21 protein-coding genes are annotated in these 23,975 nt (G+C 65.6%); 9 read left to right on the forward strand and 12 right to left on the reverse strand.

Translation table 11 applies throughout. The annotated features are described in order from the left end of the window. Positions 1 to 255 precede the first annotated feature (255 nt). Positions 256 to 1,773 carry an ABC-F family ATP-binding cassette domain-containing protein gene (locus BB934_RS13000; RefSeq protein WP_099510007.1) on the forward strand — a complete coding sequence of 506 codons (1,518 nt, stop codon included), beginning with the start codon at positions 256 to 258 and terminating at the stop codon, positions 1,771 to 1,773. A 143-nt stretch (positions 1,774 to 1,916) separates the two neighbouring features. On the opposite strand, the gene BB934_RS13005 is transcribed toward BB934_RS13000, so the two are convergent. Beyond that, on the reverse strand, positions 1,917 to 2,450 hold the full coding sequence (locus tag BB934_RS13005) for a L,D-transpeptidase family protein (RefSeq protein WP_099510008.1): 534 nt from the start codon (positions 2,448 to 2,450) through the stop codon (positions 1,917 to 1,919). A 251-nt stretch (positions 2,451 to 2,701) separates the two neighbouring features. Here BB934_RS13005 and BB934_RS13010 point away from each other — a divergent pair, with 251 nt between their 5' ends. Continuing rightward, on the forward strand, positions 2,702 to 3,388 hold the full coding sequence (locus BB934_RS13010; RefSeq protein WP_099510009.1) for a response regulator transcription factor: 687 nt from the start codon (positions 2,702 to 2,704) through the stop codon (positions 3,386 to 3,388). Between the two features lie 8 nt (positions 3,389 to 3,396). Beyond that, a complete protein-coding gene (locus BB934_RS13015) occupies positions 3,397 to 3,876 on the forward strand; it encodes a cyclic nucleotide-binding domain-containing protein (protein ID WP_099510010.1) in 480 nt (159 codons plus the stop codon). Between the two features lie 198 nt (positions 3,877 to 4,074). On the opposite strand, the gene BB934_RS49080 is transcribed toward BB934_RS13015, so the two are convergent. From BB934_RS49080 to BB934_RS13040, 5 genes are all read right to left on the reverse strand, one after another. Next, entirely contained in the window at positions 4,075 to 6,144 is a 2,070-nt protein-coding gene (locus tag BB934_RS49080) for a methyl-accepting chemotaxis protein (protein ID WP_237050271.1), read from the reverse strand. Positions 6,145 to 6,241: 97 nt separating this feature from the next. After that, positions 6,242 to 7,375 (reverse strand): HWE histidine kinase domain-containing protein, encoded by a 1,134-nt coding sequence (locus tag BB934_RS13025; RefSeq protein ID WP_099510011.1) that lies wholly within the window; start codon positions 7,373 to 7,375, stop codon positions 6,242 to 6,244. 94 nt (positions 7,376 to 7,469) lie between these two features. After that, entirely contained in the window at positions 7,470 to 8,285 is an 816-nt protein-coding gene (locus BB934_RS13030) for an exodeoxyribonuclease III (RefSeq protein ID WP_099510012.1), read from the reverse strand. A gap of 66 nt (positions 8,286 to 8,351) precedes the next feature. After that, positions 8,352 to 9,269 (reverse strand): outer-membrane lipoprotein carrier protein LolA, encoded by a 918-nt coding sequence (locus BB934_RS13035; protein ID WP_099510013.1) that lies wholly within the window; start codon positions 9,267 to 9,269, stop codon positions 8,352 to 8,354. Between the two features lie 99 nt (positions 9,270 to 9,368). Next, the gene (locus BB934_RS13040) at positions 9,369 to 11,957 is read right to left on the reverse strand and encodes a DNA translocase FtsK (RefSeq protein WP_099510014.1); all 2,589 of its coding nucleotides are present in this window, start codon (positions 11,955 to 11,957) and stop codon (positions 9,369 to 9,371) included. Positions 11,958 to 12,268: 311 nt separating this feature from the next. Between BB934_RS13040 and BB934_RS13045 the strand changes: the two genes are divergently transcribed. The 3 genes from BB934_RS13045 to BB934_RS13055 are packed head-to-tail and all read left to right on the forward strand — an operon-like array spanning position 12,269 to position 14,248. After that, complete coding sequence (locus BB934_RS13045) at positions 12,269 to 12,649, forward strand: hypothetical protein (RefSeq protein ID WP_157934156.1); 381 nt, start codon at positions 12,269 to 12,271, stop codon at positions 12,647 to 12,649. 45 nt (positions 12,650 to 12,694) lie between these two features. Beyond that, complete coding sequence (locus BB934_RS13050) at positions 12,695 to 13,630, forward strand: DUF1775 domain-containing protein (protein WP_099510016.1); 936 nt, start codon at positions 12,695 to 12,697, stop codon at positions 13,628 to 13,630. A 15-nt stretch (positions 13,631 to 13,645) separates the two neighbouring features. Then, positions 13,646 to 14,248 carry an SCO family protein gene (locus BB934_RS13055; protein WP_099510017.1) on the forward strand — a complete coding sequence of 201 codons (603 nt, stop codon included), beginning with the start codon at positions 13,646 to 13,648 and terminating at the stop codon, positions 14,246 to 14,248. Positions 14,249 to 14,562: 314 nt separating this feature from the next. On the opposite strand, the gene BB934_RS13060 is transcribed toward BB934_RS13055, so the two are convergent. The 3 genes from BB934_RS13060 to tesB form a co-directional block, all read right to left on the reverse strand. Continuing rightward, entirely contained in the window at positions 14,563 to 15,900 is a 1,338-nt protein-coding gene (locus BB934_RS13060; RefSeq protein ID WP_099510018.1) for an ammonium transporter, read from the reverse strand. Positions 15,901 to 15,936: 36 nt separating this feature from the next. Beyond that, positions 15,937 to 16,275, reverse strand: coding sequence for a P-II family nitrogen regulator (locus BB934_RS13065; RefSeq protein WP_099510019.1), 339 nt, complete (start codon positions 16,273 to 16,275; stop codon positions 15,937 to 15,939). 208 nt (positions 16,276 to 16,483) lie between these two features. Further along, on the reverse strand, positions 16,484 to 17,344 hold the full coding sequence (gene tesB, locus BB934_RS13070; RefSeq protein ID WP_099510020.1) for an acyl-CoA thioesterase II: 861 nt from the start codon (positions 17,342 to 17,344) through the stop codon (positions 16,484 to 16,486). 167 nt (positions 17,345 to 17,511) lie between these two features. Here tesB and BB934_RS13075 point away from each other — a divergent pair, with 167 nt between their 5' ends. Continuing rightward, positions 17,512 to 18,789, forward strand: coding sequence for a ubiquinone biosynthesis hydroxylase (locus tag BB934_RS13075; RefSeq protein WP_099510021.1), 1,278 nt, complete (start codon positions 17,512 to 17,514; stop codon positions 18,787 to 18,789). Between the two features lie 144 nt (positions 18,790 to 18,933). On the opposite strand, the gene BB934_RS13080 is transcribed toward BB934_RS13075, so the two are convergent. Then, positions 18,934 to 19,362: a MerR family transcriptional regulator gene (locus BB934_RS13080; protein ID WP_099510022.1), complete on the reverse strand. Its 429-nt coding sequence runs from the start codon at positions 19,360 to 19,362 to the stop codon at positions 18,934 to 18,936. Positions 19,363 to 19,432: 70 nt separating this feature from the next. Here BB934_RS13080 and BB934_RS13085 point away from each other — a divergent pair, with 70 nt between their 5' ends. Together BB934_RS13085 and BB934_RS13090 are read left to right on the forward strand one after the other, a co-directional pair. Next, positions 19,433 to 20,197 carry a cation efflux transmembrane domain-containing protein gene (locus BB934_RS13085; RefSeq protein ID WP_099510023.1) on the forward strand — a complete coding sequence of 255 codons (765 nt, stop codon included), beginning with the start codon at positions 19,433 to 19,435 and terminating at the stop codon, positions 20,195 to 20,197. 187 nt (positions 20,198 to 20,384) lie between these two features. Then, on the forward strand, positions 20,385 to 22,313 hold the full coding sequence (locus BB934_RS13090) for a calcium-binding protein (protein WP_162299161.1): 1,929 nt from the start codon (positions 20,385 to 20,387) through the stop codon (positions 22,311 to 22,313). A 184-nt stretch (positions 22,314 to 22,497) separates the two neighbouring features. On the opposite strand, the gene ppa is transcribed toward BB934_RS13090, so the two are convergent. Beyond that, positions 22,498 to 23,031, reverse strand: a complete 534-nt coding sequence (gene ppa / locus BB934_RS13095; RefSeq protein WP_099510025.1) for an inorganic diphosphatase — start codon at positions 23,029 to 23,031, stop codon at positions 22,498 to 22,500. 236 nt (positions 23,032 to 23,267) lie between these two features. Further along, entirely contained in the window at positions 23,268 to 23,774 is a 507-nt protein-coding gene (locus BB934_RS13100) for a GNAT family N-acetyltransferase (protein ID WP_099510026.1), read from the reverse strand. Positions 23,775 to 23,975: the final 201 nt, after the last annotated feature.

Consider the following 23,975-nt stretch of genomic DNA (forward strand, 5'->3'; position numbering starts at 1 on the left):
ATCCACATCGAACCGAAGGAGGGCTGCATGTGTGAAGCGGTGCATCTACGCATGTTCGGCCCCTGGAATGCCCTGCAGCAGCTTGTTGCAGGGCCGGCCATCGAACGGATCTGACGGCTTCTTCGTCTCCATCTCCATTCTGGTCAGCTCTGAACGGCTCATCGCGCCCGTGCTCCGCAAGGATCGGCCGCGTCTGACACGTTCCAGACTTTTCGCGCGAGGCCTTTGCCTGCGCGCTGCACCAGTGAGTTTCCCATGGCTTCCTTGAGCCTTCGCAATGTCACATTCATTGCCCACACGCCCCTGTTCCAGAACCTCAGCCTCGTCATCGGCGAGGGCGACCGCCTCGGGCTCGTCGCCGCCAACGGCGCCGGCAAATCGACTCTTCTGAAATGCCTCGCAGGCCTCATGGAGCCGAGCGCCGGCGACATCGTCCGCTCGCGCGGTTTGCGCATCGCGCTGGTGGAGCAGGACGTTCCCGACAGTATGCTCGATGTGTCGCTGCACGACGTTCTGCTCGACGCGCTTCCAGCGGAAGAGCGGGAAAGCCAGCAATGGCGCGTCGACATGGTGCTCGACGAGTTCGAGACGCCGGCCGATCTGCGCGCTCTGCCGATGCGTGCGCTGAGCGGCGGCTGGCAGCGTCTGGCGCTGATCGCACGCGCCTGGATCACGCAGCCGGACCTGCTGCTTCTCGATGAGCCCACCAACCACCTCGATCTCGAAAAGCTGTTCAAGCTCGAGGCCTGGATCAACAATGCGGGCTACACCGCGCCCATCGTGGTGGCGAGCCACGACCGCGACTTCCTCGATGCCTGCACCACGAAAACGCTGTTCCTGCGGCCGGAGGAATCCGTCGCCTTCGCGCATCCCTATCGCCGCGCGCGGGCGCTGCTCGACGCGCACGATGCAGCGGCACAGACGCAGCGCGAAAAAACCCTGCGCGAGGTGAAGCGCCTGCGCCAGAGCGCATCGGAGCTGCGCAATGTCGGCATCAACAGCGGCAGCGATGCGGCGCAGGTGAAATCGGCGCAGATCAAGCGCCGTGCCGATGCGCTGGAGCAGGGCGCCCGCGCCGTGCACAAGGAGCGGCCGGGCGAGATCAGGCTCGGCAATCGCGGCACCCATGCGCGCGTGCTCGTGGCGCTGGAGAATGTCACGGTCCAGGCGCCGGGCGGGCGCAAGCTCTTTGCGATTCAAAAGCTCGAAGTCGCTCAAGGCGACCGCATCGTCGTGCTCGGCCGCAACGGCGCCGGCAAGTCGCAGCTTGTTCGCCTGCTGCATGAGGCGATGCATCGACCGGAAGGACGCGACGGCATCCGCGTGAGCCCGAGCCTTGCGCTGGGCTTCGTGGATCAGGACATGCGGCAATTGCCGCAAAAGAGCACCGCGCACGATTTCATCCTGTCAGGGTTTCGACTGGGCGATCAGCGCAGCCGCGCGGTGCTGGCGGAGGCAGGCTTTTCCATCGAGAAGCAGGGCTTGCCCATCGCAAAGCTGTCGCCGGGCCAGAAGGCGCGGCTCGGGCTTCTGGCGTTGCGTCTCTCCGAGCCGAACTTCTACCTCATGGACGAGCCCACCAACCACGTCGACATCCCCGGCCGCGAGCAGCTGGAATCGGAAATCCTCGACGCGGAGGCCACCTGCATCCTCGTCTCCCACGACCGCAGCTTCGTCAAAACCATCGGCACGCGTTTTCTGCTCATCGACAAGGGCCGCATGCGCGAGATCGACGGGCCGGAGGTGTTTTACGAGAGCGTGGTCGGGCAATGATGACGGCTGCGCTTAACTTAATTCCGGAACTGAAATCCTCGTCTGTTTTGTCTCAAACCTCATCCTGAGGAGGTCGCAGACGCCGCTTTCAGCGGCTCCTCAGGATGAGGTGGTGTTTGTGTCAAAACGTGGATGGTCGGGCGTCAGCCCACGATCTCGATCCGCGTCCGCGGCCCGATCCGCTCCATGAGGCGGCCGATCATGCGCTTGTCCACCGCGACGCAGCCCTCGGTCGGCAGGAAGCCGGGGCGGGCCAGATGCAGGAAGATAGCGCTGCCGCGGCCTTTGACGATGGGGCCGCGGTTCCAGGCGATGTCGAGCACCACGTCGTAGAGGTGGTCGTCGCGCCACATCCTCTCGTGGCTCGTGGGGCAGGGCAGGGGGACGAGGCGGTTGTAGCGGCGGTCGCGCACGTCGTCGGACCAGCCGTCGCCGGGCCGGATCGGCCTTAAGCGGAGGCCCGTGCGGGGACGTTGGCCGCGATCGGCCCGGTAGAAGGCCTGCAGGATCCGGAAGCGTCCGACCGGCGAGGCGCCGTCGCCCTCGCGCTTGGCATGGCTCGTCCCGGAGCGCCCGAGGGCGCAGGGCAGGACGAGATTGCCGGCCTGAAGGCGCCCGCGCCGAGGGTCGGTGGCTGAGCGGAAGACGCGGATGACATTGACGCGAGACGGTTTCATGGGCAGTGGAAGGGAGGTTAGGCCCCTCTTGTTGTCAAGCTGGGAATGACTACTCTTATGCCTCGAGCATGATCCGAAGCTCAAGGCTCGCGCCGGTGTCATGCCAGGCCGCGATTTTCGACCCGGATCGTGCGCGGCGACAAGGGGCGGACGAACCAGCTCGAGGCTCAAAGGGTTTCTTGGCTTGGGGTTCACGCTTTCGGAAGGCCGCGCCAGCGACTTTTGCGATTCATCGTGTTGAAGGGTTTGAGATGTCGAATGCAAGCCGCCTCCTCGTCGTCGATGACGATCAGGACCTGCGCGACACCCTAGCCGAACAGCTCGGATTCTATGACGAGTTCCAGGTGGCGACCGCCGAAACGGCCACAGGCGCCATCGACGCGGTGAAGGGCGACCGGATCGATCTCGCCATCATGGATGTGGGCCTGCCCGACATGGATGGGCGCGAGGCGGTCAAGGTCATGCGCCAGAACGGCTTTCGCAGCCCGATCATCATGCTCACGGCCCAGGGGTCGGATACGGACACGGTGATGGGCCTGGAAGCCGGCGCCAACGATTACGTGGTCAAGCCGTTCAAGTTCGCGGTGCTGCTCGCCCGCATCCGCGCGCAGCTGCGCCAGTACGAGGCGAGCGAGGACGCGGTGTTCCAGATCGGGCCGTACATCTTCCGCCCGGGCTCGAAGCTGCTCACTACCGAGAAGGGCTCCAAGCTCAAGCTGACCGAGAAGGAGACGGCGATCCTGCGCTATCTCTACCGCGCAGGCCAGGCGGTGGTCGGCCGCGACACGCTGCTCACCGAGGTCTGGGGCTACAATTCCAACGTCACCACGCACACTCTCGAGACGCATATCTACCGCCTGCGTCAGAAGATCGAATCCGATCCGTCCAACGCCAGCATCCTCGTGACCGAGCCCGGCGGCTACAAGCTGATCCCTTAAAGACCATCATGGCGCTCGACGACGACATCGCGGTTTTGACTCAGGCTCCACTGTTCAACCTGCTGGAGAAGGATGCCCTGCGCCTCGTCGCCTTCGCGTCGGAGAACCGGACCTTCCGGGCGGGCGACGTCCTGTTCCGCAAGGGCGACCGTTCCGACGGCGGCTATGTGGTGAGCCAGGGCGCCATCGCCCTCGACGCCCTCGAGGACGGCTCGCCCGAGACGTTCCTGGCCGGTCCCGGAGCGCTGATCGGGCAGGCGGCTCTGTTCGCCCGCATCGAGCGCCGCGCCACGGCCACCGCCCGCGAGCCTTCGACGATCATCCGCGTCAGCCCAAGCCTCATGCGCCGGGTCCTGGAGGAATTCCCGGATGCCGCCGCCGCCATTCACGATGCCATGGCCGAGGAGCTGAGCCGCCTTGCGGAGGGTCTGGAGCGGGTGCGCCAGCAGCTCATCGCCATCGACGGCGAGAGCAAGCCCGAAAGTTAGAGGCTGAGGCTGGTTCATCATTTGTCGTGAGACGCAGGTGCCGTCTCCCTCCCCCTTGTGGGGAGGGATTAAGGGTGGGGGTGTGAGCGGTAGCCTATCAAGGTCTGGCGCCGACACCCCCACCTCCAACTCCTCCCCACAAGGGGGAGGAGGGTTACCCGCGCTTTATGAGCCAGCCTATGAGAACTAGCTCTCCCTTTACGCTGCCTTGACCCCCGACAGGAACGAGCCGACCGCCGCGCCGAGGGTGTCGGAATGGCGGGCGAGCTCCCGGGCCGAGGCGAGCACCTGAGCCGCCGCCGTGCCGGTTTCCCCGGCGCCCTGACGCACGTCGTTGATGTTGCCGGTGACAGCCTCCGTTCCGCGGGCGGCCTCCTGCACATTGCGCGAGATCTCGGAGGTCGCGGCGCCCTGCTCCTCGATGGCGGCGGAGATCGACACCGAGATCTGGGACATCTCGCCGATGGTGCGGGCGATGGTCTCGATGGCCTGCACCGCCTCCACCGTCGCCTGCTGCACGGCGCCGATCTGGGAGGAGATCTCCTCCGTCGCCTTCGAAGTCTGGCTGGCGAGGTTCTTCACCTCGCTCGCCACGACGGCGAAGCCCTTGCCGGCCTCGCCGGCGCGTGCCGCCTCGATGGTGGCGTTGAGCGCCAGGAGGTTGGTCTGCGACGCGATGGTGTTGATGAGCTGGATCACATCGCCGATGCGCTCCGCCGAAGCGGCGAGCGCCTGCACCGTCTGCGTGGTGCGCTGCGCCTCGCTCACGGCCTGCTCCGCGATCCGCGAGGACTGGCCGACCTGGGAGGCGATCTCGCGGATGGAGATCGAGAGCTCCTCCGTGGCGGCGGCCACCGTCTGCACGTTGGCGGAGGTCTGCTCGGCGGCGGAGGCGACCGTCACCGACTGGCTCGTGGTCTGGTCCGCCACCGTGGTCATCGAGCGGGCGGTGGTTTCCATGCGCGAAGCCGCGGAGGACAGCCCGTTGGTGAGCACCGAGACATTGGCCTCGAACTGCTTGGTCAGCCGGTCGAGAACCTGGGCGCGGCGCATCTTCGCGTCGGCCTCCACGGCCGCGGCCTCGTCCGCCTCGCACTTGGCGATCAGCGCGTCCTTGAAGATCTGGACCGCGCCGGCCATGGCGCCGATCTCGTCGGCGCGCCCGGTATCGGTGACCGTGACGCCGGTGTCGCCGTCGGCGAGGGCCTTCATGGTCTGCGTCATGCGCGCGATCGGGGTGGCGAGCGACCGGGCGGCCCACCAGGCGCCGAGAAGCGCCAGGACCAGCAGGCCGCCCGCGGTCAGCAGCATCAGGTTGCGGGCGTCCAGCGCGCCGTCGACCATGGCATCGACGGGAACCGAGACCGACAGGAGCCAGGGCTCCTCGATTCCGGGGAAGGCCACCGGAACCACGGCGCGATAGGTCTCGACGCCGGCCTCCTCGATCACCATGTCGGCGAAACCGGTTGAGGCGGCCTTGCCCTTCAGTTCGGTAAGCTGCGCGTCGTCGGCGCGCTTGCCGAGCAGCTGCGCATCCTTGTTGGCGACCCACAAGCCGCCGGCGCCGACGAGGCTCACCGTGCCGGCCTCGAAGGGCTTCAGCGCCGCAATGGACCCGGCAATCGCGTTCAGGCTCATATCAGCCGTGATGACGCCGACCGGGGTGCCATAGCGGCGCACGATGACGCTCACCGTCGACATCAGCACATCCTTCCCGTCGACCGAATCCGTATAGGCCGGGACGATCTGGCTGCGGTTGTCGCGCAGGGGCCTGGTGTACCAGCGCTCGATGGCCGGTGCCTTGGTCAGGTCGAGCGGCTCGACGCCGACCTTGCGGTCCTGCCGCCAGAAGAAATACGGCGCGAAGCGACCGGTCGGGTCGGAATAGGTGTGGGCGAGGAAGTCCTTGTCATGCCCGTCGAGGGCGTTCGGCTCGAAGGCGAGCGTCATGCCGAGGAGATCGGGCTGGCTCTCGACCGTCTTCGCGACGATTTCGGCCAACTCGTCCCGGTCGACCTTCTGGTCGAAGATCACCGCCTCGACGGCGGAATTCATCACCATCGCGGCCGAGATGGCACGTCCGATTTCCGCCTGGACCTGACCCTTGTACTGGTTGAGCAGGGTGTTGGCGGCGACGACCGCCTCGCTGCGGGCGGAGCTCATCATAATCTGGGTGCCTGCGAAGGTCAGGATCGTGCAGGCCCCGACGAAGCCCGCGCCTGCCAGCAGCAGGACCCGGCTTTTGATCGAACGCAGTTTGAGAATCATCCGCTTGCCCCCAAGGCGCCGTGTTTCCGAAAGGAAATGGTTCCTTAGGCAGCTAAGCTTGCGGCTGGCTTGCGGGCGCGGCGCGCGCCCACAGAACTCAGATCGGCTGATCGTTGAGCGGAAACGCGATCGCGCAGGTCACCCCGGATGGGTCGAACTCGATGGCGACGGATCCGCCAAGCTCCTGAGCGAGACCACGCTCGATCAGGCGGGTGCCGAAGCCGCGCGCGGTTGGGGGCACGACGGGAGGTCCGCCGTGTTCGTCCCACCGGAGCCTCACCTCGTTCCCATCCGCGACGAGGTCCCATGAGATCGAGACCCGCCCGAACGGCGCGGAGAGGGCACCGTATTTCAGCGCGTTCGTCAACAGCTCATGGATCGCCATGGACAGGGGCAGCACCTGGCGCGGCGGCAGCTTGATCGAGGGGCCCGTCAGGACGAAGCGCTGCAGGTCCACGCTTTCGAAGGGGGAGATGGCCTGATGCACGATGGTGCGCAGCTCGGCGCTGTCCCAGCTCTCCCGCGTCAGCACATCATGAACCCGCGCGAGCGCCATGAGCCGGCTCTCCAGCCTTTGACTGGCATGATCCATGGTCTCTGCGCTCCTGAGAGATTGGAACGCGATGGACTGAATGGTCGCCAGGGTGTTTTTCACCCGGTGGTTCAGCTCGTTGATCAGGAGATCCTGATGGGCGAGCGCCCGCTTCTGAGCGGCCAGCGTGCTGTCGAGCTCGAGCTGCGAGGCGATCAGCTCGGCGAAAAGCTGCAGGCTCCGAAGGATCTTGGGATCGGACACCTGGGCGGGCTTCGGATCGAGGGCGCAGATGGTGCCGAAGATCTCGCCCGAGCGAAGGACGATGGGCACCGCGATGTAGCTCTCGAAGCCGTACATCCTCGGCGTCCGGTGGGACTTGTAGACCTCGTCCGTGCTGGCCCGGTCGATCACGATGGGCGTGCACGAGGCGCGGATCTCCGAGCAGAAGGTCGTCGTCACCTCAAGCTGTCCGCCGATGGGCAGGCCGAAGCCGATCCTGTCGAGCACGGCGCAGGCGGTCCACGAGCTATCGGTCACGCGCGCAACGGCGGCGAAGCCGAGGCCGGTGCTTTCGAGCAGGATCTGCAGGATGGAAGAGACCGAACCGATGCGCCCGATCGCTTCGACCTCCGCGGCCAAGGCGCTGTCGAGAGCCGGAGCGGACTCGACGGTGGCGACGGCATTCTGTTGTATCATGGAGCGACCATAGCAGAGTCTCGCAGGCCGAAGACAGCTGCGCTGTCAGCGCACCCGGCAGAAGAGCGCCCCGGTTCCCGCTCCGAAAACGGTCTTACAGCTCCAGCACAGCCGTCACGGGCGCATGGTCGGACGGGCGATCCCAGCCGCGGGTGGCGCGGGTGACGTCGATGGAGCGAATCGTGTCCTGCATGCCCTTAGAGAGCCAGATATGGTCGAGCCGGCGGCCCTTGTCGGCGGCGGCCCAGTCCGGCGAGCGATAGCTCCACCAGGAATAGATCTTTTCGGGCTCGGGACGAAGAACGCGCATGGCGTCGATCCATTCCGCCTCCTGCCGCAGTTCTTCCAGCGCCGCCGTCTCGACCGGCGTGTGGCTCACCACGTCGAGGAGCTGCTTGTGGCTCCACACGTCGTGCTCGAGCGGCGCCACGTTGAGATCGCCCACGAGAATGGCAGGCTGAGAGGTAGGCTTCGCCTTTCCGCCCCAGGAGCGCATCTCGGCCATGAAGTCGAGCTTGTGGCGGAATTTTTCGTTGAGGCCCGGATCGGGAATGTCGCCGCCGGCTGGAACGTAAAAGTTATGGATCGTCACCCCCGCCGCCGCCTTGGCCTCGCGGCTCAAGGTGACGGTGATGTGGCGGGCATCCTGGCGGCCGCACATCTCCATCACGCTCGTCTCCGAGAACGGATAACGGGAGAGGATGGCGACGCCGTTATAGCCCTTCTGGCCCATATGGACGATGAAGGGATAGCCGAAGGCCTGCAGCTCTTTCAGGGGCAGCTTGTCGTTCGGACACTTGGTCTCCTGCAGGCACAGGATGTCGGGGCGGCGCTCCTTCAGGAAGCGGCCCACCTGATCGATGCGCAGGCGAACGGAATTGATGTTCCAGGTCGAGATCGTCAATTGCACGGGAAAAGCCCTCGGAAGATCTTTTCCGGCTACGACAGATTTGCGCCGGAGGGAAGCGCAGCGGGCCTAATTGTTCCCACCCAGGATCGCCTCGTACTGGATCTTGAACATGTCCTGGTCGATCCGGCGACCGCGCTCGACCTTGTCGAGCATCACCACGGTCTGGAAGCCCTGCGCATCGACGATGCGCCACTGGTTCAGGATCTCCACCTGGCTGTCGAAATAGAGGGTGATGCGCGAGGTGCCGCCCAGCGTCGAGGAATCCTCCAGGTTGATGCGCACCGAATCGCCGTCGTTGGCGATGCCGGTGATTCGGATGTCCTGGCCGAGATTGACCCGCTCGCGCAGCAGGAATTTCAGCGGCGTCTGCGAGATCGAATAGAGGTCCTGCGTCGCGAGCTTGCGGTCGCGCACCGCGACCGAGCGGCCGTCGGCGATCACCTGCAGCGTGGCGGGCGGATCGTATTCGAAGCGCACGCGGCCGGGGCGCTGGAGGAAGAGCGTGCCTTTCACCCGCCGCCCGTCGCCGCCGACCTGGGTGAAATCGGCCACCAGGGTGTTGAGATGGGTGAAATAGGCATTGGCCTTCTCCACCACCGCGCTGTTGGACAGGGGCCGCGCCGGAGGAGCGAGCTCGATCGCTGCCGTCGCAACGGGTGCGATCGCCATGGGCTCGGTCTCAAGGTTATCTGGGATCTCGGCCGCCGGGGGCCGGCTCGGCGGCAGCGGCGTAGTGACGGCCAGGACCTGCTCCGCATTCGCGGGTCGGGGGATCACCGGCCGGGAGGGTTGCGAGGTCGGCGTCGCGCCGCGGTGGAAGAAGGCCGTCGGCAGCTGGGCGGCGGAGCGGCCGAAGCCCTGGGCCGCGACCGGTCGCGCCGGCGGCATGATCATCTCGATCGGCAGCACCTGCCCCATGGCCGGCAGCGCGCCCGTCCCGACGGACAGGGCGGTTGCCAGGCTGGCAAGGGAGGGGGGACGCATCCGACGAATCTCCGCGAGAGGACCATGATGACCGCAGCCTGGCCGTTGTCCATGGCTCCAGAATGACGCAGAGGGCCGGTCAAGGTTCCGATGGACCCCTTAATCCTCTCCCATTCCCTGCGTTTCAAGCAAAATCTCGCGTTTACCGGCGTGGTTGGCGGGACCGACGATGCCCTCGTTCTCCATGCGCTCCATGAGCGAGGCGGCGCGGTTGTAGCCGATCTGCAGCCGGCGCTGGATGTAGCTCGTCGAGGCCTTCTTGTCCCTCAAGACCACCGCCACCGCCTGGTCGTAGAGATCGCCGCTGGGCGCCCCGAACTCGCCCTGGTCGAAGACGGCTGCGTCCGCACCAGCCCCGCCGCCCTCGTCCTCTTCCGCGGTGACCGCCTCGAGATATTGCGGCCGGCCCTGGCGCTTCAAATGCGCCACCACCTTCTCGACCTCCTCGTCGGAGCAGAACGGCCCGTGCACGCGCGTGATCCGCCCGCCGCCGGCCATGTACAGCATGTCGCCCTGACCGAGCAGCTGCTCCGCCCCCATTTCGCCCAGGATCGTGCGGCTGTCGATCTTCGAGGTCACCTGGAACGAGATCCGGGTCGGGAAGTTCGCCTTGATCGTGCCGGTGATCACGTCCACCGACGGGCGCTGCGTCGCCAGGATCACGTGGATGCCGGCGGCGCGCGCCATCTGCGCGAGGCGCTGGATCGCGCCCTCGATCTCCTTGCCGGCCACCATCATCAGGTCCGCCATCTCGTCGACGATCACCACGATGTACGGCAACGGATCGAGCTCCATCACCTCGTCCTCGTAGACCGCCTCGCCGGTCTCGCGGTCGAAGCCGGTCTGGACCGTGCGGGTGATGGTCTCGCCGCGCGCCTTGGCCTCGACCACGCGGGCGTTGAAGCCGTCGATGTTGCGCACCCCGAGCTTCGACATCTTGCGGTAGCGGTCCTCCATCTCGCGCACCGCCCATTTGAGCGCCACCACCGCCTTCTTCGGGTCGGTGACGACCGGGGTGAGCAGGTGCGGGATGCCGTCATAGACCGAGAGCTCGAGCATCTTGGGATCGACCATGATCAGGCGGCACTCGGACGGCGAGAGCTTGTAGACCAGCGACAGGATCATGGTGTTGATCGCCACCGACTTGCCCGAGCCGGTGGTGCCGGCCACCAGCAGGTGCGGCATGCGGGCGAGGTCGGCGATCACCGGCTCGCCGCCGATGGTTTTGCCGAGGCACAGCGCCAGCTTCTGCTTCGAGGTCTCGAAGTCCTGGCTTGCCAACAGCTCGCGCAGGAACACGGTCTCGCGCTTGTGGTTGGGCAGCTCGATGCCGATGGCGTTGCGGCCCTGGACCACCGCGACGCGGGCCGAGACCGCGCTCATCGAACGCGCGATGTCGTCCGCGAGCGAGATCACCCGCGACGACTTCGTCCCAGGCGCAGGCTCAAGCTCATACAGCGTCACGACCGGGCCGGGATTGACCTTGGTGATGGCGCCGCGGACCCCGAAGTCCTCGAGCGTGCCTTCGAGCAGCGCGGCGTTCTGCTCCAGCGCTTCGGCCGAGATCGTCGGGACCGACGGCCGCTTCGGCTCGGCGAGCAGGCCCAGTTGCGGCAGCTGGTAATTCTCTTCGTCGAGCAGCGAGGGCTGCGCTTCGCGGGCCATGCGCTTGCCGGGCTTCGGCGCCGCATGGGCCGGTCCGACGCGTGCCGGGGCCGGTTCCGGCCGGGCGACCGGACGGGCGGGCGGCACCTCGTCCTCGTCCCAGCCGGCCTCGTCCTCGTCGTGCATCGGCACGGAGGACGGTGCGGGGCGCGGGCGCGGGGGTGAGCCGTCGAGCACCGGCTCGCGGCGCAGCCCGGGCTGGCGCGAAGGACGCCTTTGCGGTTCGGGTGCGGTCTCGTAGTCCTCATCGACTGCCTGCCGGCGCCCTTCCTTCCAGCGGCGGGCGCTGGCGCGCAGGCTCATGAGGCCATGGGCAAGCGCCCCGAGCGACACGATGCCCCAGCCGGGCTCGTCGTGGCCGATCTCCTCCGCCTCATCCCAGTCCTGGATCTTGCGGCGCCTTGCCGGCAGCGGCTCGTCGAGCTCCTCCGGCTCCTCATGCCGGCGTCCCTCCGCCGGGCCGAGGCCGCAGGCGGCGGTGAGGGTCAGGATCGCGATGCCGGCGAACAGGAAGCCGAGAACCGCGCTCGCAGCCCCGCTGGACAACCCCGTGATCGCCTTGGCTCCGGCCAGGATCGCGTCGCCGACCACGCCGCCGAGGCCGGTCGGCAGGGGCCAGCTCTGGGTCGGGGGCAGGGCGCTCGCCAGCGCCGTTGCGGCGCCCGCGCCGATGACCCAGAGGGCAAGGCGCAGCTGCAGGCGGCCGAGATCGCCGGATTTCATGAGGCGCCAGCCCCAGAGCGCCAGGGGCAGCACGGCGGCGATGGCGCCAAGGCCCAGAAGCTGCATCAGCAGGTCGGCGACGATGGCGCCGGGCCAGCCGAGCAGGTTGCGAACGGGAAGATCGGTGGCGTTGTTCAGGCTCGGGTCGTCGACCGACCAGGTGCCCAGCGCCACCGCCACCGCGCCGGCGGCAGCGATCAGGCACAGGCCCGTCAGCTCCTGCGCCCGGCGGGCGAGAAAGGCCCGAAAGGCGCTGAAGAGGCCATCATAGGCGGAGGAAGAACGGCGGGCCGTACGCATCGAGCCACTCTGAAAACCATGGGACGGGACATTGTTGCCATGGATGCTAGCGGTGCCGGGTTAAGGGTCCTTTAACCGTAAACGCATTGGGCGGAAAAGTGCTCGCGGCTTCCTCGTCTTCAGTTCGCAGGGAATGACAACCATTACGTCATGGCCGGGCTTGTCCGGGCCATCCCGATGCGGAAAAGCGCGGCGCCTCTCGCATCGGGATCACCGGCACGAGGCCGGTCATGACGTAGAACATCAAACTGAGCCACTGCCGACCTTCTGTCCTGTTGACGTCCGATTCCGAAAAGATCAGTGTCCCGGCGATGACTCGCAGGGCTCCCCGGACCGGTTGGACGCGCGCCGCGATTGCGGCGGTGATGGCCTATGCGTTCGTGCTGCAGCTCGTGCTCCTGTCCGTCAGCGGCGCATTCCATGCCGCAGCGGCCGCCGAGGCGCAGGGCATCATCTGTCTGCAGGATGGCTCCTCCGCACCGGACCATGGACCGAAGAAGGCCCACGAAAATCTCTGCTGCACCGTGAGCTGTCATGGCGCGGGAGCGACCGGGCCGGCTCCGGTCGCTGCCATCCTCGAGCGGATCGAGCCGGTTGCAGCTGCCGCCGACCTTTCCGGCGATGCGTCCGACTTACGCCTCACATCCACTGTCCTGCCTCTGGGATCGCGCGCGCCGCCACGCCTCGGCTGAGCTGCCGACTATCGATTCCAACCTCTTCTGCCAGGACAGTTTTTCATGATCCCGTCACGCCTCGGCGCGCTTGCCGCCGCCTTCGTTGCCGTATCCGCTCCCGCGCTCGCCCATGTCAGTTTCGAGAACGGGCAGGCCAATCCGAATTCCACCTACAAGGCGATTTTACGCATCCCCCATGGCTGCGCCGGCAAGCCGACTCAGAAAGTTCGCGTGCGCATCCCGGAGGGCATCGTCGCCGTCAAGCCCATGCCGAAGGCCGGCTGGAAGCTCGAGACTGCCAAGGGCGCCTATGTGAAGGCCTACCAGGTCAACGGCGAAGCGGTGAGCGAGGGCGTGACGGACATCGTCTGGACCGGCTCCCTCGACGATGCGTATTACGACGAGTTCGTGTTCCAGGCCCGCTTCACCGATGCCTATCAGCCCGGCGCGACGGTCTATTTCCCCGTGGTGCAGGAATGCGACGGTGTCGCGGAGGAATGGACCCAGGTGCCGGCCGCGGGCGAGGATCCGCACAGCCTGAAATCGCCCGCGCCGGGCATTCGCGTCGCCGGAGCCGTTGCCGCCGCGCAACCGGTGAAGGCCGGTCCGCTCACGCTTGCGCAACCCTGGTCGCGGGCGACGCCGGGCGGCGCCAAGGTCGGCGGCGGATATGTGAGCATCACCAATGCCGGCCCAACGCCCGACCGCCTCGTCGGCGGCTCGTTTCCGTTCGCCGCCAAGGTCGAAGTGCACGAGATGCGCATGGAAGGCGACGTCATGCGCATGAAGCCGGTCGAGGGCGGGCTCGAGATCGGGCCCGGCGCCACGGTCGAGTTGAAGCCGGGCGGATACCACCTCATGTTCATGGACCTGAAGGAGCCGCTGAAAGAGGGCGAGACGATCAAGGGCACCCTCGTCTTCGAAAAGGCTGGCTCCGTCGCGGTGGAATACGCGGTGCGCGGCATGGGCGGCGCAGCGTCTTCCGAACACAAGCACTAGTGCGGGAGAGAATCCATGACGGTCAAACGTCTTCTCGTGCCGCTCCTCGTCTTCACGACCGGCCTCCTGGTGCTGGTGGCGACGGCGGGCCTGCTGCTGTTCCCGTCCGGGCAGCAGCAGAGCGCCGGCAAGGTGCCGATCGGCGGGCCGTTCAAGCTCACCAGCCACGAGGGCAAGCCGTTCACGGATGAGAACCTGAAGGGCAAGCCCTTCGTGGTCTTCTTCGGCTTCACCCATTGCCCGGAGGTGTGCCCGACGACCCTCTACGATCTGACCCAGGACATGGCAGCCCTCGGCAAGGATGCCGACAGGTTGCAGGCCGCCTTCATCACGGTCGATCCGGCGCGCGACACGCCGGAACTGATGAAGACCTATCTCTCCTCCTTCGATCCGCGCATCGTCGGCCTGTCGGGCACGGAGGAGGAGATCGCAGCCGCTGCCCGCGCCTACAAGATCTATTACCGCAAGGTGCCGGCCGAGGGTCAGGACTACACCATGGACCATTCGGCGACCCTGTTCCTGATGGACGGCAAGGGCGAGTTCTACGGCACCTCCAACTTCCAGGAGCCGGAGGAGACACGGCGTTCCAAGCTGCGGCAGTTGATCAAGAACGGGTGAGGTTCGCGAGCGTCATCCCGGGCGAGCGCAGCAGAACCCGGGATCGCCTGATGAGTGTGGCGCAAGTACCCTCTCCCCCCTTGTGGGGGAGAGTTGGAGAGGGGGGTGCTGGCGCCTTCGTTCTGAAAGGTTGGCGCTCACACCCCCCTCCCTAGCCCTCCCCCACAAGGAGGGAGGGGACGCCCGCGCCACACTTGTCCAACGATCCCGGATCTCGCTGCGCTCGCCCGGGATGACCCAATCGGACTGCTATGAGAAAAGCCCCGGACTTTCGGTCCGGGGCTTTCCTGTTCGAGCCTCTGGAAGGCTGTTCTTTAGTAGTTGTAGGCGCGCTCGCCGTGATCCGCGAGGTCGAGACCTTCGCGCTCCTGGTCCTGGGTGACGCGCAGGCCGACGATCAGGTCGGTGATCTTGTAGAGCACCACGGAGCCGATGCCGGTCCAGGCCAGGGTGACCACCACCGCGATGACCTGCGTTACCAGCTGGCCGCTGATCGAGTACTCGCCGACGCCGTAGCCGCCGAGGGAGGGAGCCGCGACGATGCCGGTGCCGATGGCGCCGATGATGCCGCCGACGCCGTGGATGCCGAAGACGTCGAGGGCGTCGTCATAGCCGAGCGCGTTCTTCACGCCCGTGACCGCCACATAGCAGACCGCGCCGGCGACGAGGCCGAGGACGATCGAGCCCATCGGGCCGGCAAGACCGGCAGCCGGCGTGATGGCGACGAGGCCGGCGACCGCGCCCGAGGCGATGCCGAGCAGCGAGGCCTTGCCTTTTCCGAGCGCCTCGACGGTCATCCAGGCGAGGCCGGCGGCGGCCGGAGCCAGGATGGTGTTGATCAGCGCAAGCGCCGCGCCGCCCGTGGCCTCCAAGTTCGAGCCGGCGTTGAAGCCGAACCAGCCGACCCAGAGCAGGCAGGCGCCGACGAAGGTGAGCGTCAGCGAGTGCGGGGCGAGCAGGTCGCGGCCGTAGCCGATGCGCTTGCCGATCATGAGGGCGCCGACGAGGCCGGCCACGCCCGAGTTGATGTGAACCACCGTGCCGCCGGCGAAGTCGAGAGCGCCGAGGCCGAAGAGATAGCCTTCCGAGAACCACACCATGTGGGCGATGGGCAGGTACACGAAGGTCAGCCACAGGCCCGTGAACACCATCACCGCCGAGAACTTGATGCGCTCGGCGAAGGCGCCGACGATCAGGGCCGGGGTGATGGCCGCGAACGTGAGCTGGAAGGCGATGAAGGTGAATTCCGGAATGGCGACGCCCTTGGTGAAGGTGTCGGCGGTGGAATCCGTGGTCACGCCGGCCAGAAACGCCTTGGAGAAGCCGCCGATGAAGGCGCCAACCCCTTCGCCGCCGGAGGTGAAGGCGAGCGAGTAGCCGTAGAACACCCACAGGATCGCGACGAGGGAGAAGACGGCGAAGACCTGCATGAGCACGGAGAGCATGTTCTTGGTGCGCACGAGGCCGCCATAGAACAGGGCGAGGCCCGGGATCGTCATGAGGATCACGAGGATCGTCGAGACGAGCATCCAGCTGGTGTCGCCCTTGTTGACGGTGGGAGCCGCTGCGTCTTGCGCGAGCGTGGGCTCGATGAATGCGAGGCTTAAACCCAGCGCACCGAGCGCCGGCATGAGGAGATGACGAAACTTCATCGGATGTGAACTCCGGAAATCAGCAAGAAAGGGAAATCAAAGGGCGTCGATGTCGGTCTCGCCCGTGCGGATGCGGACCGCCTTTTCGAGCGAGGTGACGAAGATCTTGCCGTCGCCGATCTGGCCCGTGCGCGCGGCCGCCGTGATCGCGTCGATCACCTGCGGCACGAGCTCGCTTGCCACGGCGACCTCGATCTTCAGCTTCGGCAGGAAGCTCACGGCATATTCCGCGCCGCGATAGATCTCCGTATGGCCCTTCTGCCGCCCGTATCCCTTCACCTCGGTCACGGTGAGGCCGTGCACGCCGAGAGCGGTGAGCGCGTCGCGTACCTCCTCGAGCTTGAACGGCTTGATGACCGCCATCACGATTTTCATGGGTTAAGCCCCCTTTTTGAGACGTCCGCCCGAAGTCGAGCGGCGGTTTCCACTGTGAACCCGGCCTGGTCCGGACGGGTGTCGTGGGGCTTTAGGCAAGAAACATGCCAAACTATACGAGCCATAGGAGGAGGGCCTCTGCCTCGAAAAGAGGCAGGCGAAGCTCGGCTATAAAATAGCTTTATTGATTAATTTTTAGGCAGATGACTTAAGTTCTGCGCTCGCGGATGAGGCCTTCCTGCGCAACCGAGGCGACCAGGGTCCCATCCTGCTTAAAAATGAGTCCGCGGGAGAAGCCGCGGGCACCGCCGGCGCTCGGGGTGTCCTGCGCATAGAGCAGCCATTCGTCGGCCCGGAAGGGCCGGTGGAACCACATGGCGTGATCCAGGCTCGCCGGCTGGATCGAAGGCTCGAACACCGTGCGGCCGTGGGGAATGAGCGAGGTGTCGAGGAGCGTCATGTCCGAGGCATAGGCGAGCACGCATTGGTGGATCGCCGGATCGTCGGGAAGGCGCCCGGTGGTCTTGATCCAGACATGGAAGCGCGGCTCGCCCGGATCGCGCGAGAGATAGCGGTTGATCTCCACGGGTCGGATTTCGAGCGGCCGCTCGCGCTCGTAATAGGTGCGCATGGGCTCCGGCATCTGCAGGAGCAGCCGGCCCTTCACATCCTCCTCGCTCGGCAGCTCGTCGGGTCCCGGCACCTTCGGCATCTCGGCCTGATGCGCAAAACCCTCCTCGTCGAGATGGAAGGAGGCCGACATGGCGAAGATCGCCTGCCCATGCTGGATCGCCAGCACCCGGCGCGTGGTAAAACTCTTGCCGTCGCGGATGCGGTCCACCTCGTAGATGATCGGGACCTTGGGATCGCCCGGCAGCATGAAATAGCAATGGAGCGAATGGGGATGGCGCCCGCCCACGGTGCGGGTCGCGGCGACCAGCGCCTGGCCGATCACCTGCCCGCCGAACACGCGCTGCCAGCCGCTCTTCGGGCTCTGTCCGCGAAACAGGTTCACCTCGAGCTGTTCGAGGTCGAGAATGGCGAGAAGATCGGAAACGGCGCGGGACATGGGGCGTAAAAATCCTTCGCAAGATCCTTCAACGGGATGCTGTCATCCATCGGGGAGAGGTGCAAGAAGGTCAAGCTTGACGCTGGCCGATGGATCGCTGACACCCACCTATAACGTTCGAGCGTTGACCATTCGAGTGCTGACGGTCGAGTCATGGAGAAAGAGCGATGAGCGCAGCAAAAAGGAAAGAGCGATCCTTGGCGCAGCCGCGCATCGTCATCGCCGGCGGCGGCCTTGCCGGCCTGTCTCTGGCGCTGGCGCTCAAGCGGGCGCTCTCCGACGGCGTCGACGTGGTCATGTGCGATCCGGCGCTGAAGCGCGATCCGCACGGGGACAAGCGCTCCTATGCCATCGCCGCCGCCGCGCGCCGGATGCTGGAGGCGCTCGGCGTCTGGACGGAGGTTGCGGACAGGGCGCAACCCATTCTCGACATGGTGATCACCGACAGCCGCCTGCAGGACCCGGTGCGGCCGACCTTTCTCACCTTCGCAGGCGACGTGGAGGGAGACGAACCCTTCGCGCATATGATCACGGCGGGCGACATCACCGCCGCACTGCTCGATGCCTGCCGGGAGGCTGGCGTCGATCTCAAGGCCGAGGGGGTGAAGGGCTTTGCGGTTCAGGGCACCCGCACGGATGTTTCCCTGGCGGGCGGCGGCAGCCTGCAGGCCGCGCTTCTCGTCGCCGCCGACGGTGCGCGCTCGCGCCTGCGCGAGCAGGCCGGCATCGGCTGGATCGCCTGGCCTTACAAGCAATCCGGCATCGTCGCCACCATCGCCCATGAACGCGATCATGAGGGCCGGGCGGTGGAGCACTTTTTGCCCTCCGGCCCCTTCGCGATCCTGCCGCTTAAAGACGAGCCGCAGGCCGACGGCAGCCTGCAGCACCGCTCTTCCATCGTCTGGACCGAGCGCACGGAGAACGTACCGGCCCTGCTCGAGTCCCATCCCGAGGATCTGCTGATCGAACTGGAGCGCCGCTTCGGGCTGCAGCTCGGCAGGCTCTCCTTCGAGACCCGGCCGCAGGCCCATCCCCTGTCCTTCGGCGTGGCGCGCTCCTTCGTCGGCGACAGGCTGGCGCTCCTCGGCGACGCCGCCCACGTGATCCACCCGATTGCCGGCCAGGGGCTCAATCTCGGCCTGCACGATGCGGCCGCTCTGGCCGAGATCGTCACCGACGCCATGCGCTTGGGGCTGGATCCGGGCGCGGCCGACGTGCTCGATCAATACGAGCGTGCGCGGCGCACCGACATCACCGCCATGGGCGTGATGACCGACGGCCTGAACCGGCTGTTCTCCAACGACGTGCTGCCCGTGCGCCTGATCCGCGATCTGGGCTTGGGCCTCGTCGACCGCATGCCCGGCCTCAAGCGCTTCTTCATCCGCGAAGCGGCTGGTTTGACCAAGCGCGAGGCGCCGCGGTTGCTGAAGGGCGAGGCGCTGTAGAAGCGTTATTGAAAGACTCCTGCCTCATCCTGAGGAGCAGCCGTAGGCTGCGTCTCGAAGGAGCTTCCAGCGCGCACTGGATCCTCCTTCGAGACGATCGCTTCGCGATCTCCTCAGGATGAGGGTGATATTTCGGCTCGGTTGTTAGCCCACCTTGCCGTGCTCGTGCCGGCATTGGTCGTGATCGGCGAGCACCTGGATGATGCGGCATTCGCCGACCTGCCCGTGGCTGCAATCGTCGAGCATGTGCCGCAGCTCCGAGCGGAGGAGCTTCAGCTGGGCGATGCGCCGCTCGACGTTTCCCAGGTGCCGCAGCACAATTTGATCGGCGGGCTCGCAGGGCTGTTCCGGCCTCGCGCTCAGGCTCAGCAGCTCGCGGATCGCATCGACCTCGAATCCGAGATCCCGCGCATGGCGGATGAAGCTGAGGCGCGACACATCCTCCGTCCCATAGCGCCGCTGCCGGCCCTCCGTGCGCGGCGGGGAGGGCAGCAGGCCGATCTGCTCGTAATAGCGGATGGTCGGCACCTTCACGTCGACCCGGCGCGACAGGTCTCCAATCGACAGACCCATCATTTTCCTCTTGAACCTCTAGTCGCTAGAGATTGTACGACTTGTCCCGGCAGACAAGAGGAAGATTCGGATGAGCGAGAATCACGACCATCGGCACGGGGCCTGCTGTTCTTCGCATGAGCACCACGACCACGCGCACGATGGCCATGCGCATCACGCCCATGGGCCGGCAATGGGACACGCTCATGCGGAGGAGGCCTGCGGCTGCCATGGCGGCGTGCCGGTCCTCGACGGGGTCGATCCGCGCTACAAGCGGGTGCTCTGGACCGTGATCGCGATCAATGCCGCCATGTTCGTCACCGAGATCGTCGCCGGCCACCTTGCCCGCTCGCAGGCCCTGCAGGCGGACGCCCTCGACTTTCTCGGCGATACAATCACCTACGGCCTGAGCCTTGCCGTCATCGGCGCATCCTTGCGCATCCGCGCCACGGCGGCCCTGTTCAAGGGCGTGAGCCTGTCGCTGATGGGCGCCTGGGTGCTGGGCTCGACGCTCTATCACCTGCTGATCCTCGGCCTGCCGCGTGCCGAGATCATGGGCGCGATCGGGATCCTGGCGCTCGCCGCCAACCTCGCCAGCGTGCTGCTGCTCATGCGCTACAAGGACGGCGACGCCAATGTCCGCTCGGTCTGGCTGTGCTCGCGCAACGACGCCATCGGCAACGTCATCGTCATGGCGGCGGCGGGAGCCGTGTGGGCGACGACGAGCGCCTGGCCCGACCTGATCGTCGCCGGCATCATGGCGGCCCTGTTCCTATCCTCGGCTGTACAGATCCTGCGGCAGGCCTGGGCCGAGTACCGCAGCGCGGGGAGCGCGGTGCCGGCTCCGGCGGAGTAAGGTTGAACGCGGAGTCCGGGCCAAAGCTCGGCTTTCCTGCGGTCAGGTACCGCTTCTCATGTAACGAAATAATATATAATATGACATCCAGCTTTTCAGGTTTAGCGGATGTCCCATGCCGAGCGTGATCTACACCCAAGAGAATCCCATTCAGTACCCCCTTATACATGACGGGTACGATTTGATCGTGCTCAACGTCGACAATCCGGACGGCGGTTCAGCTGTTCTTATAGCCACCAACACGGGTCACATCCTGATCAGCAAAGGCAGGACCATCACAAACGGATACGACATCCTGCAATTGATGGGCCATCTGGGCACGGTCACCAACGAAGGCACGCTCCGGACCACGAGTGGCGACGGTGCGGCGATCCGCTTCGCGGTGTCAGCTGCGGACCACACAGTCAACAATATGGGGACGATCGATGCCGGAGGTGCGGGCATCCTCTTCATGCAAGGGGGCGCCCACATCGTCGATAATGTGGGAACGATCACGGCCGGAGGCCTGGTCATCTCGGGCAATGTCGACAGCGACCGGGTCATCAATGCCGGCACGCTGCGGACGACGTCCGCTGCGCCCGATGCCGTCCTCATGGATCTGGGCGACGGACACGACTTCTATAACGGCCTCATGGGGCGGGCGCTCGGCGGCACCATCAAGCTCGGGAGCGGCAACGACACCGCCTATGGCGGAGTGGAAGCCGAGATCTTCGCCGGCGGCGAGGGTAACGATTCCATCGACGGCGGTGCCGGAAACGACACGGTCAATTATTCCGACGCGACTGGCGGCGTGAGCGTCGATCTCAGCCGGACCACGTCGCAGGCGATCAACGGCGGGCAGGGCAGCGATACTCTCATCGACATCGAGAACGTGATCGGCAGCGCCCATAACGACACGCTCGTCGGCAGCACAGGCAACAATACCCTTAACGGGGGTGGTGGAACCGACACGGTCCGATATACCGGCTCCTCCGCAGCCAAGGTCGATCTCAGGATTCAAATTGCCCAGCCTACCGGTGGCTATGGCTCCGATATGCTGATCGGAATTACGAATCTGGAAGGCGGTTCCGGCGCAGATCGCTTCATCGGCAATGAGGCTCACAACAGGCTCGTCGGCGGCAGCGGCAGCGACACGCTTATCGGCGGAGGCGGCAACGACACGCTCGATGGCGGTTCCGGCGAGGATATGGCCGAGTTCTCGGGCGGCCGCGCGGAATACAAGATTGTGCACAACGCGGACGGGACCGTGACCGTCGAGCATCTGTTGGGAAATTCGGAAAACGGAACCGACACGCTCAAGGACATCCGCCTGGTCAAGTTTGCGGACCAAACCATCGCCCTGACCAATCGCGCCGCGACCAACATCTCCCTGTCGAGCACGAGCGTCTCCGAGAGCACGGCGGTGGGCGCCAGCGTGGCCGATCTTTACAGCAGCGATCCCGACGCCGACGATTTGTTCTATACCCTCGTGTCGAATGCGGGCGGGTTCTTCGGCCTGAACAGCAGCAACGAAATCGTGCTCGCGAGAGCACTCGACTACGAGACCGCCGCCGAGCACGCGATCACCGTCAAGGTGCAGGACGCCTATGGTGGCGAGTTCACCAAATCCTTCACCATCACAATCCGCAACGTGGTCGAGACGAATCCTCTGGTGCGCACCGGGACGGCGAAGGCCGAGACTGTGACGGGCGAATCCGGAAACGACCGGCTGTTCGGCCTCAGTGGCAACGATCAGCTCTCCGGCCAGATCGGCAACGATACGCTTACCGGAGGAACCGGCAACGACACGCTCTTTGGCGGCGACGGGAAGGACGTCTTCGTGTTCGATCAAAAGCCCGCGGCCTCGAACCGCGACGCCGTCGCGGATTTCCTCCCGGTCGACGATGTCGTTCACCTGTCGAAGAAAGTCTTTTCCAAGCTCTCCAAGGGCACGCTGTCGAGCAAGGCCTTCCTGATCGGCGATCACTTCAAGGACAAGGACGACCGGGTCCTGTACCTCAAGAAAGCCGGTGCCCTGTTCTACGATCCGGACGGATCGGGATCCGCCAAGGCGATCCAGTTCGCGAGCATCGGCAAGAACCTGAAGATCACGCACAAGGATTTCTTCGTGATCTGAAAGCCAGTGCTCTCTGGAAGCGCCCTGATCCTTCGAGACACCGCCTGCGGCGGCCCTCAGGATGAGGGCTCAGGAGGTGCGGAACATCGCGCAAGACTTTGAGGGCGATCTCATCGGACGAAAAGGCCCGGCTCAAACTTTTGAGCCGGGCTGTGCCTTCAGTGCTTCGGAAGCCGAAACGGCCCTACTTCGCGGCCTTCGCGCGCTCAACGGCTTCGAGGATCAGCCGGCGGGCCTCCTCGGCATCGCCCCAATGGATGATCTTGGCCCATTTGCCGGGCTCGAGATCCTTGTAGTGCTCGAAGAAATGCTCGATCTGCTTGATCGTGATCTCGGGCAGGTCGGTGTAGTTCGCCACCCGGTCGTAGCGCTGGGTCAGCTTGCTCGACGGCACGGCGATGATCTTCTCGTCCTGGCCGCCGTCGTCCTCCATCACGAGAACGCCGACGGGGCGCACGTTCATGATGGCGCCCGGCGCGATGGCGCGGGTGTTGGCGACCAGCACGTCGCAGGGGTCGCCGTCGCCCGACAGGGTGTGCGGGATGAAGCCGTAATTCCCGGGATACCGCATGGAGGTGTAGAGGAAGCGGTCGACGACGAGCGCGCCGGATTCCTTGTCCATCTCGTACTTGATGGGCTCGCCGCCGAGGGGCACTTCGATGACGACGTTCACGTCGTCCGGCGGGTTCTTTCCAATCTTGATCGCATCAAGGCGCATAGAGCTGTTCTCCGGAACAAGGCTTGAAGCATTTTCAGGTGCGGCATCCTCCACGGGAGGGAGACGGCACCACCGAAAATGCGGCAAAGGCTCGGTTTGAGAGCGGCTTAAGCGAAAGGCCGCTTTCTGAAGCTTGGATGCTTCCCTAGAGCATCGGTTCCAAAAGGAAAACCCTTTTCGAAGCGCGAAACGCCCGAGGATTCAGGACTTTTCGGGTCAAGAGAGGACAGATCCGGTCAGCGGAAGAGATAGGCGACCTTGGACAGGGGCGCTCCGCCGATGCGCTCGTCGACGCGGGCGATCCGTTGCCCGCCCATGCCCTCGTAGAAGGCGCAGGCGCGCTCGTTCTCCTCGAGCGCCCAGATCGCGATCCGCTCCAGCTCCCGGTGACGGAGATCGTTGCGCACGGCCTTGAACAGGCGCCGCCCCAGGCCGATGCCCTGGTATTCCGGCAGCAGGTAGAGCTCGTCGATCTCCCCGTTCGCCGGCAGCGACCGGTCACGGCAGCGTCCGTAGGACGCATAGCCGACCGCCCCCTGGCCCATGTCGAGCACCACGAGCGGCCGTCCGCGGGACACGGTGGAGCGCCACCAGCGCCGGCTTCGCCGGGAGATCATCTTGTCCAGGGTCAACCCGGGGATGATCCCGAGATAGGCCTCCCGCCAGGCCTCCTCGAAGACCTTCGACAGCGCATCAGCGTCGTCGGACTTCGCATGGCGGATACTGACAAGAAGGTCGCTCATGGCTTTTAGCAAAGGGGTAAGAGGCAACGCACTCAGTGTCCGCGCGAAAGGGTTAATGGCACCCTAACGCACCCTCGAAGCCTAGGCGCGAAAGCGTGGCGTTTTAAGCCTCCCCAGCGGGGTAGTGGGCAGGTCAAAATGACGCAAGGCTGTGCGAGCAGCTGTCGGATCTGCATTTCGGAAAATCTCGGTGCCCGAAAT

Origin of the sequence: Microvirga ossetica, assembly GCF_002741015.1 — a bacterium.
GTDB lineage: Bacteria > Pseudomonadota > Alphaproteobacteria > Rhizobiales > Beijerinckiaceae > Microvirga > Microvirga ossetica.

Coding starts and splice junctions, on each gene's coding strand:
- BB934_RS13015 (WP_099510010.1), top strand. CDS start 3,397: ATGGCGCTCGACGACGACATCGCGGTTTTGACTCAGGCTCCACTGTTC.
- BB934_RS13040 (WP_099510014.1), bottom strand. CDS start 11,957: ATGCGTACGGCCCGCCGTTCTTCCTCCGCCTATGATGGCCTCTTCAGC.
- BB934_RS49080 (WP_237050271.1), bottom strand. CDS start 6,144: ATGATTCTCAAACTGCGTTCGATCAAAAGCCGGGTCCTGCTGCTGGCA.
- BB934_RS13010 (WP_099510009.1), top strand. CDS start 2,702: ATGTCGAATGCAAGCCGCCTCCTCGTCGTCGATGACGATCAGGACCTG.
- BB934_RS13055 (WP_099510017.1), top strand. CDS start 13,646: ATGACGGTCAAACGTCTTCTCGTGCCGCTCCTCGTCTTCACGACCGGC.
- tesB (WP_099510020.1), bottom strand. CDS start 17,344: ATGTCCCGCGCCGTTTCCGATCTTCTCGCCATTCTCGACCTCGAACAG.
- BB934_RS13060 (WP_099510018.1), bottom strand. CDS start 15,900: ATGAAGTTTCGTCATCTCCTCATGCCGGCGCTCGGTGCGCTGGGTTTA.
- BB934_RS13025 (WP_099510011.1), bottom strand. CDS start 7,375: ATGATACAACAGAATGCCGTCGCCACCGTCGAGTCCGCTCCGGCTCTC.
- BB934_RS13000 (WP_099510007.1), top strand. CDS start 256: ATGGCTTCCTTGAGCCTTCGCAATGTCACATTCATTGCCCACACGCCC.
- BB934_RS13045 (WP_157934156.1), top strand. CDS start 12,269: ATGACTCGCAGGGCTCCCCGGACCGGTTGGACGCGCGCCGCGATTGCG.
- BB934_RS13100 (WP_099510026.1), bottom strand. CDS start 23,774: ATGAGCGACCTTCTTGTCAGTATCCGCCATGCGAAGTCCGACGACGCT.
- BB934_RS13050 (WP_099510016.1), top strand. CDS start 12,695: ATGATCCCGTCACGCCTCGGCGCGCTTGCCGCCGCCTTCGTTGCCGTA.
- BB934_RS13005 (WP_099510008.1), bottom strand. CDS start 2,450: ATGAAACCGTCTCGCGTCAATGTCATCCGCGTCTTCCGCTCAGCCACC.
- BB934_RS13080 (WP_099510022.1), bottom strand. CDS start 19,362: ATGGGTCTGTCGATTGGAGACCTGTCGCGCCGGGTCGACGTGAAGGTG.
- BB934_RS13035 (WP_099510013.1), bottom strand. CDS start 9,269: ATGCGTCCCCCCTCCCTTGCCAGCCTGGCAACCGCCCTGTCCGTCGGG.
- BB934_RS13065 (WP_099510019.1), bottom strand. CDS start 16,275: ATGAAAATCGTGATGGCGGTCATCAAGCCGTTCAAGCTCGAGGAGGTA.
- BB934_RS13075 (WP_099510021.1), top strand. CDS start 17,512: ATGAGCGCAGCAAAAAGGAAAGAGCGATCCTTGGCGCAGCCGCGCATC.
- BB934_RS13085 (WP_099510023.1), top strand. CDS start 19,433: ATGAGCGAGAATCACGACCATCGGCACGGGGCCTGCTGTTCTTCGCAT.
- ppa (WP_099510025.1), bottom strand. CDS start 23,031: ATGCGCCTTGATGCGATCAAGATTGGAAAGAACCCGCCGGACGACGTG.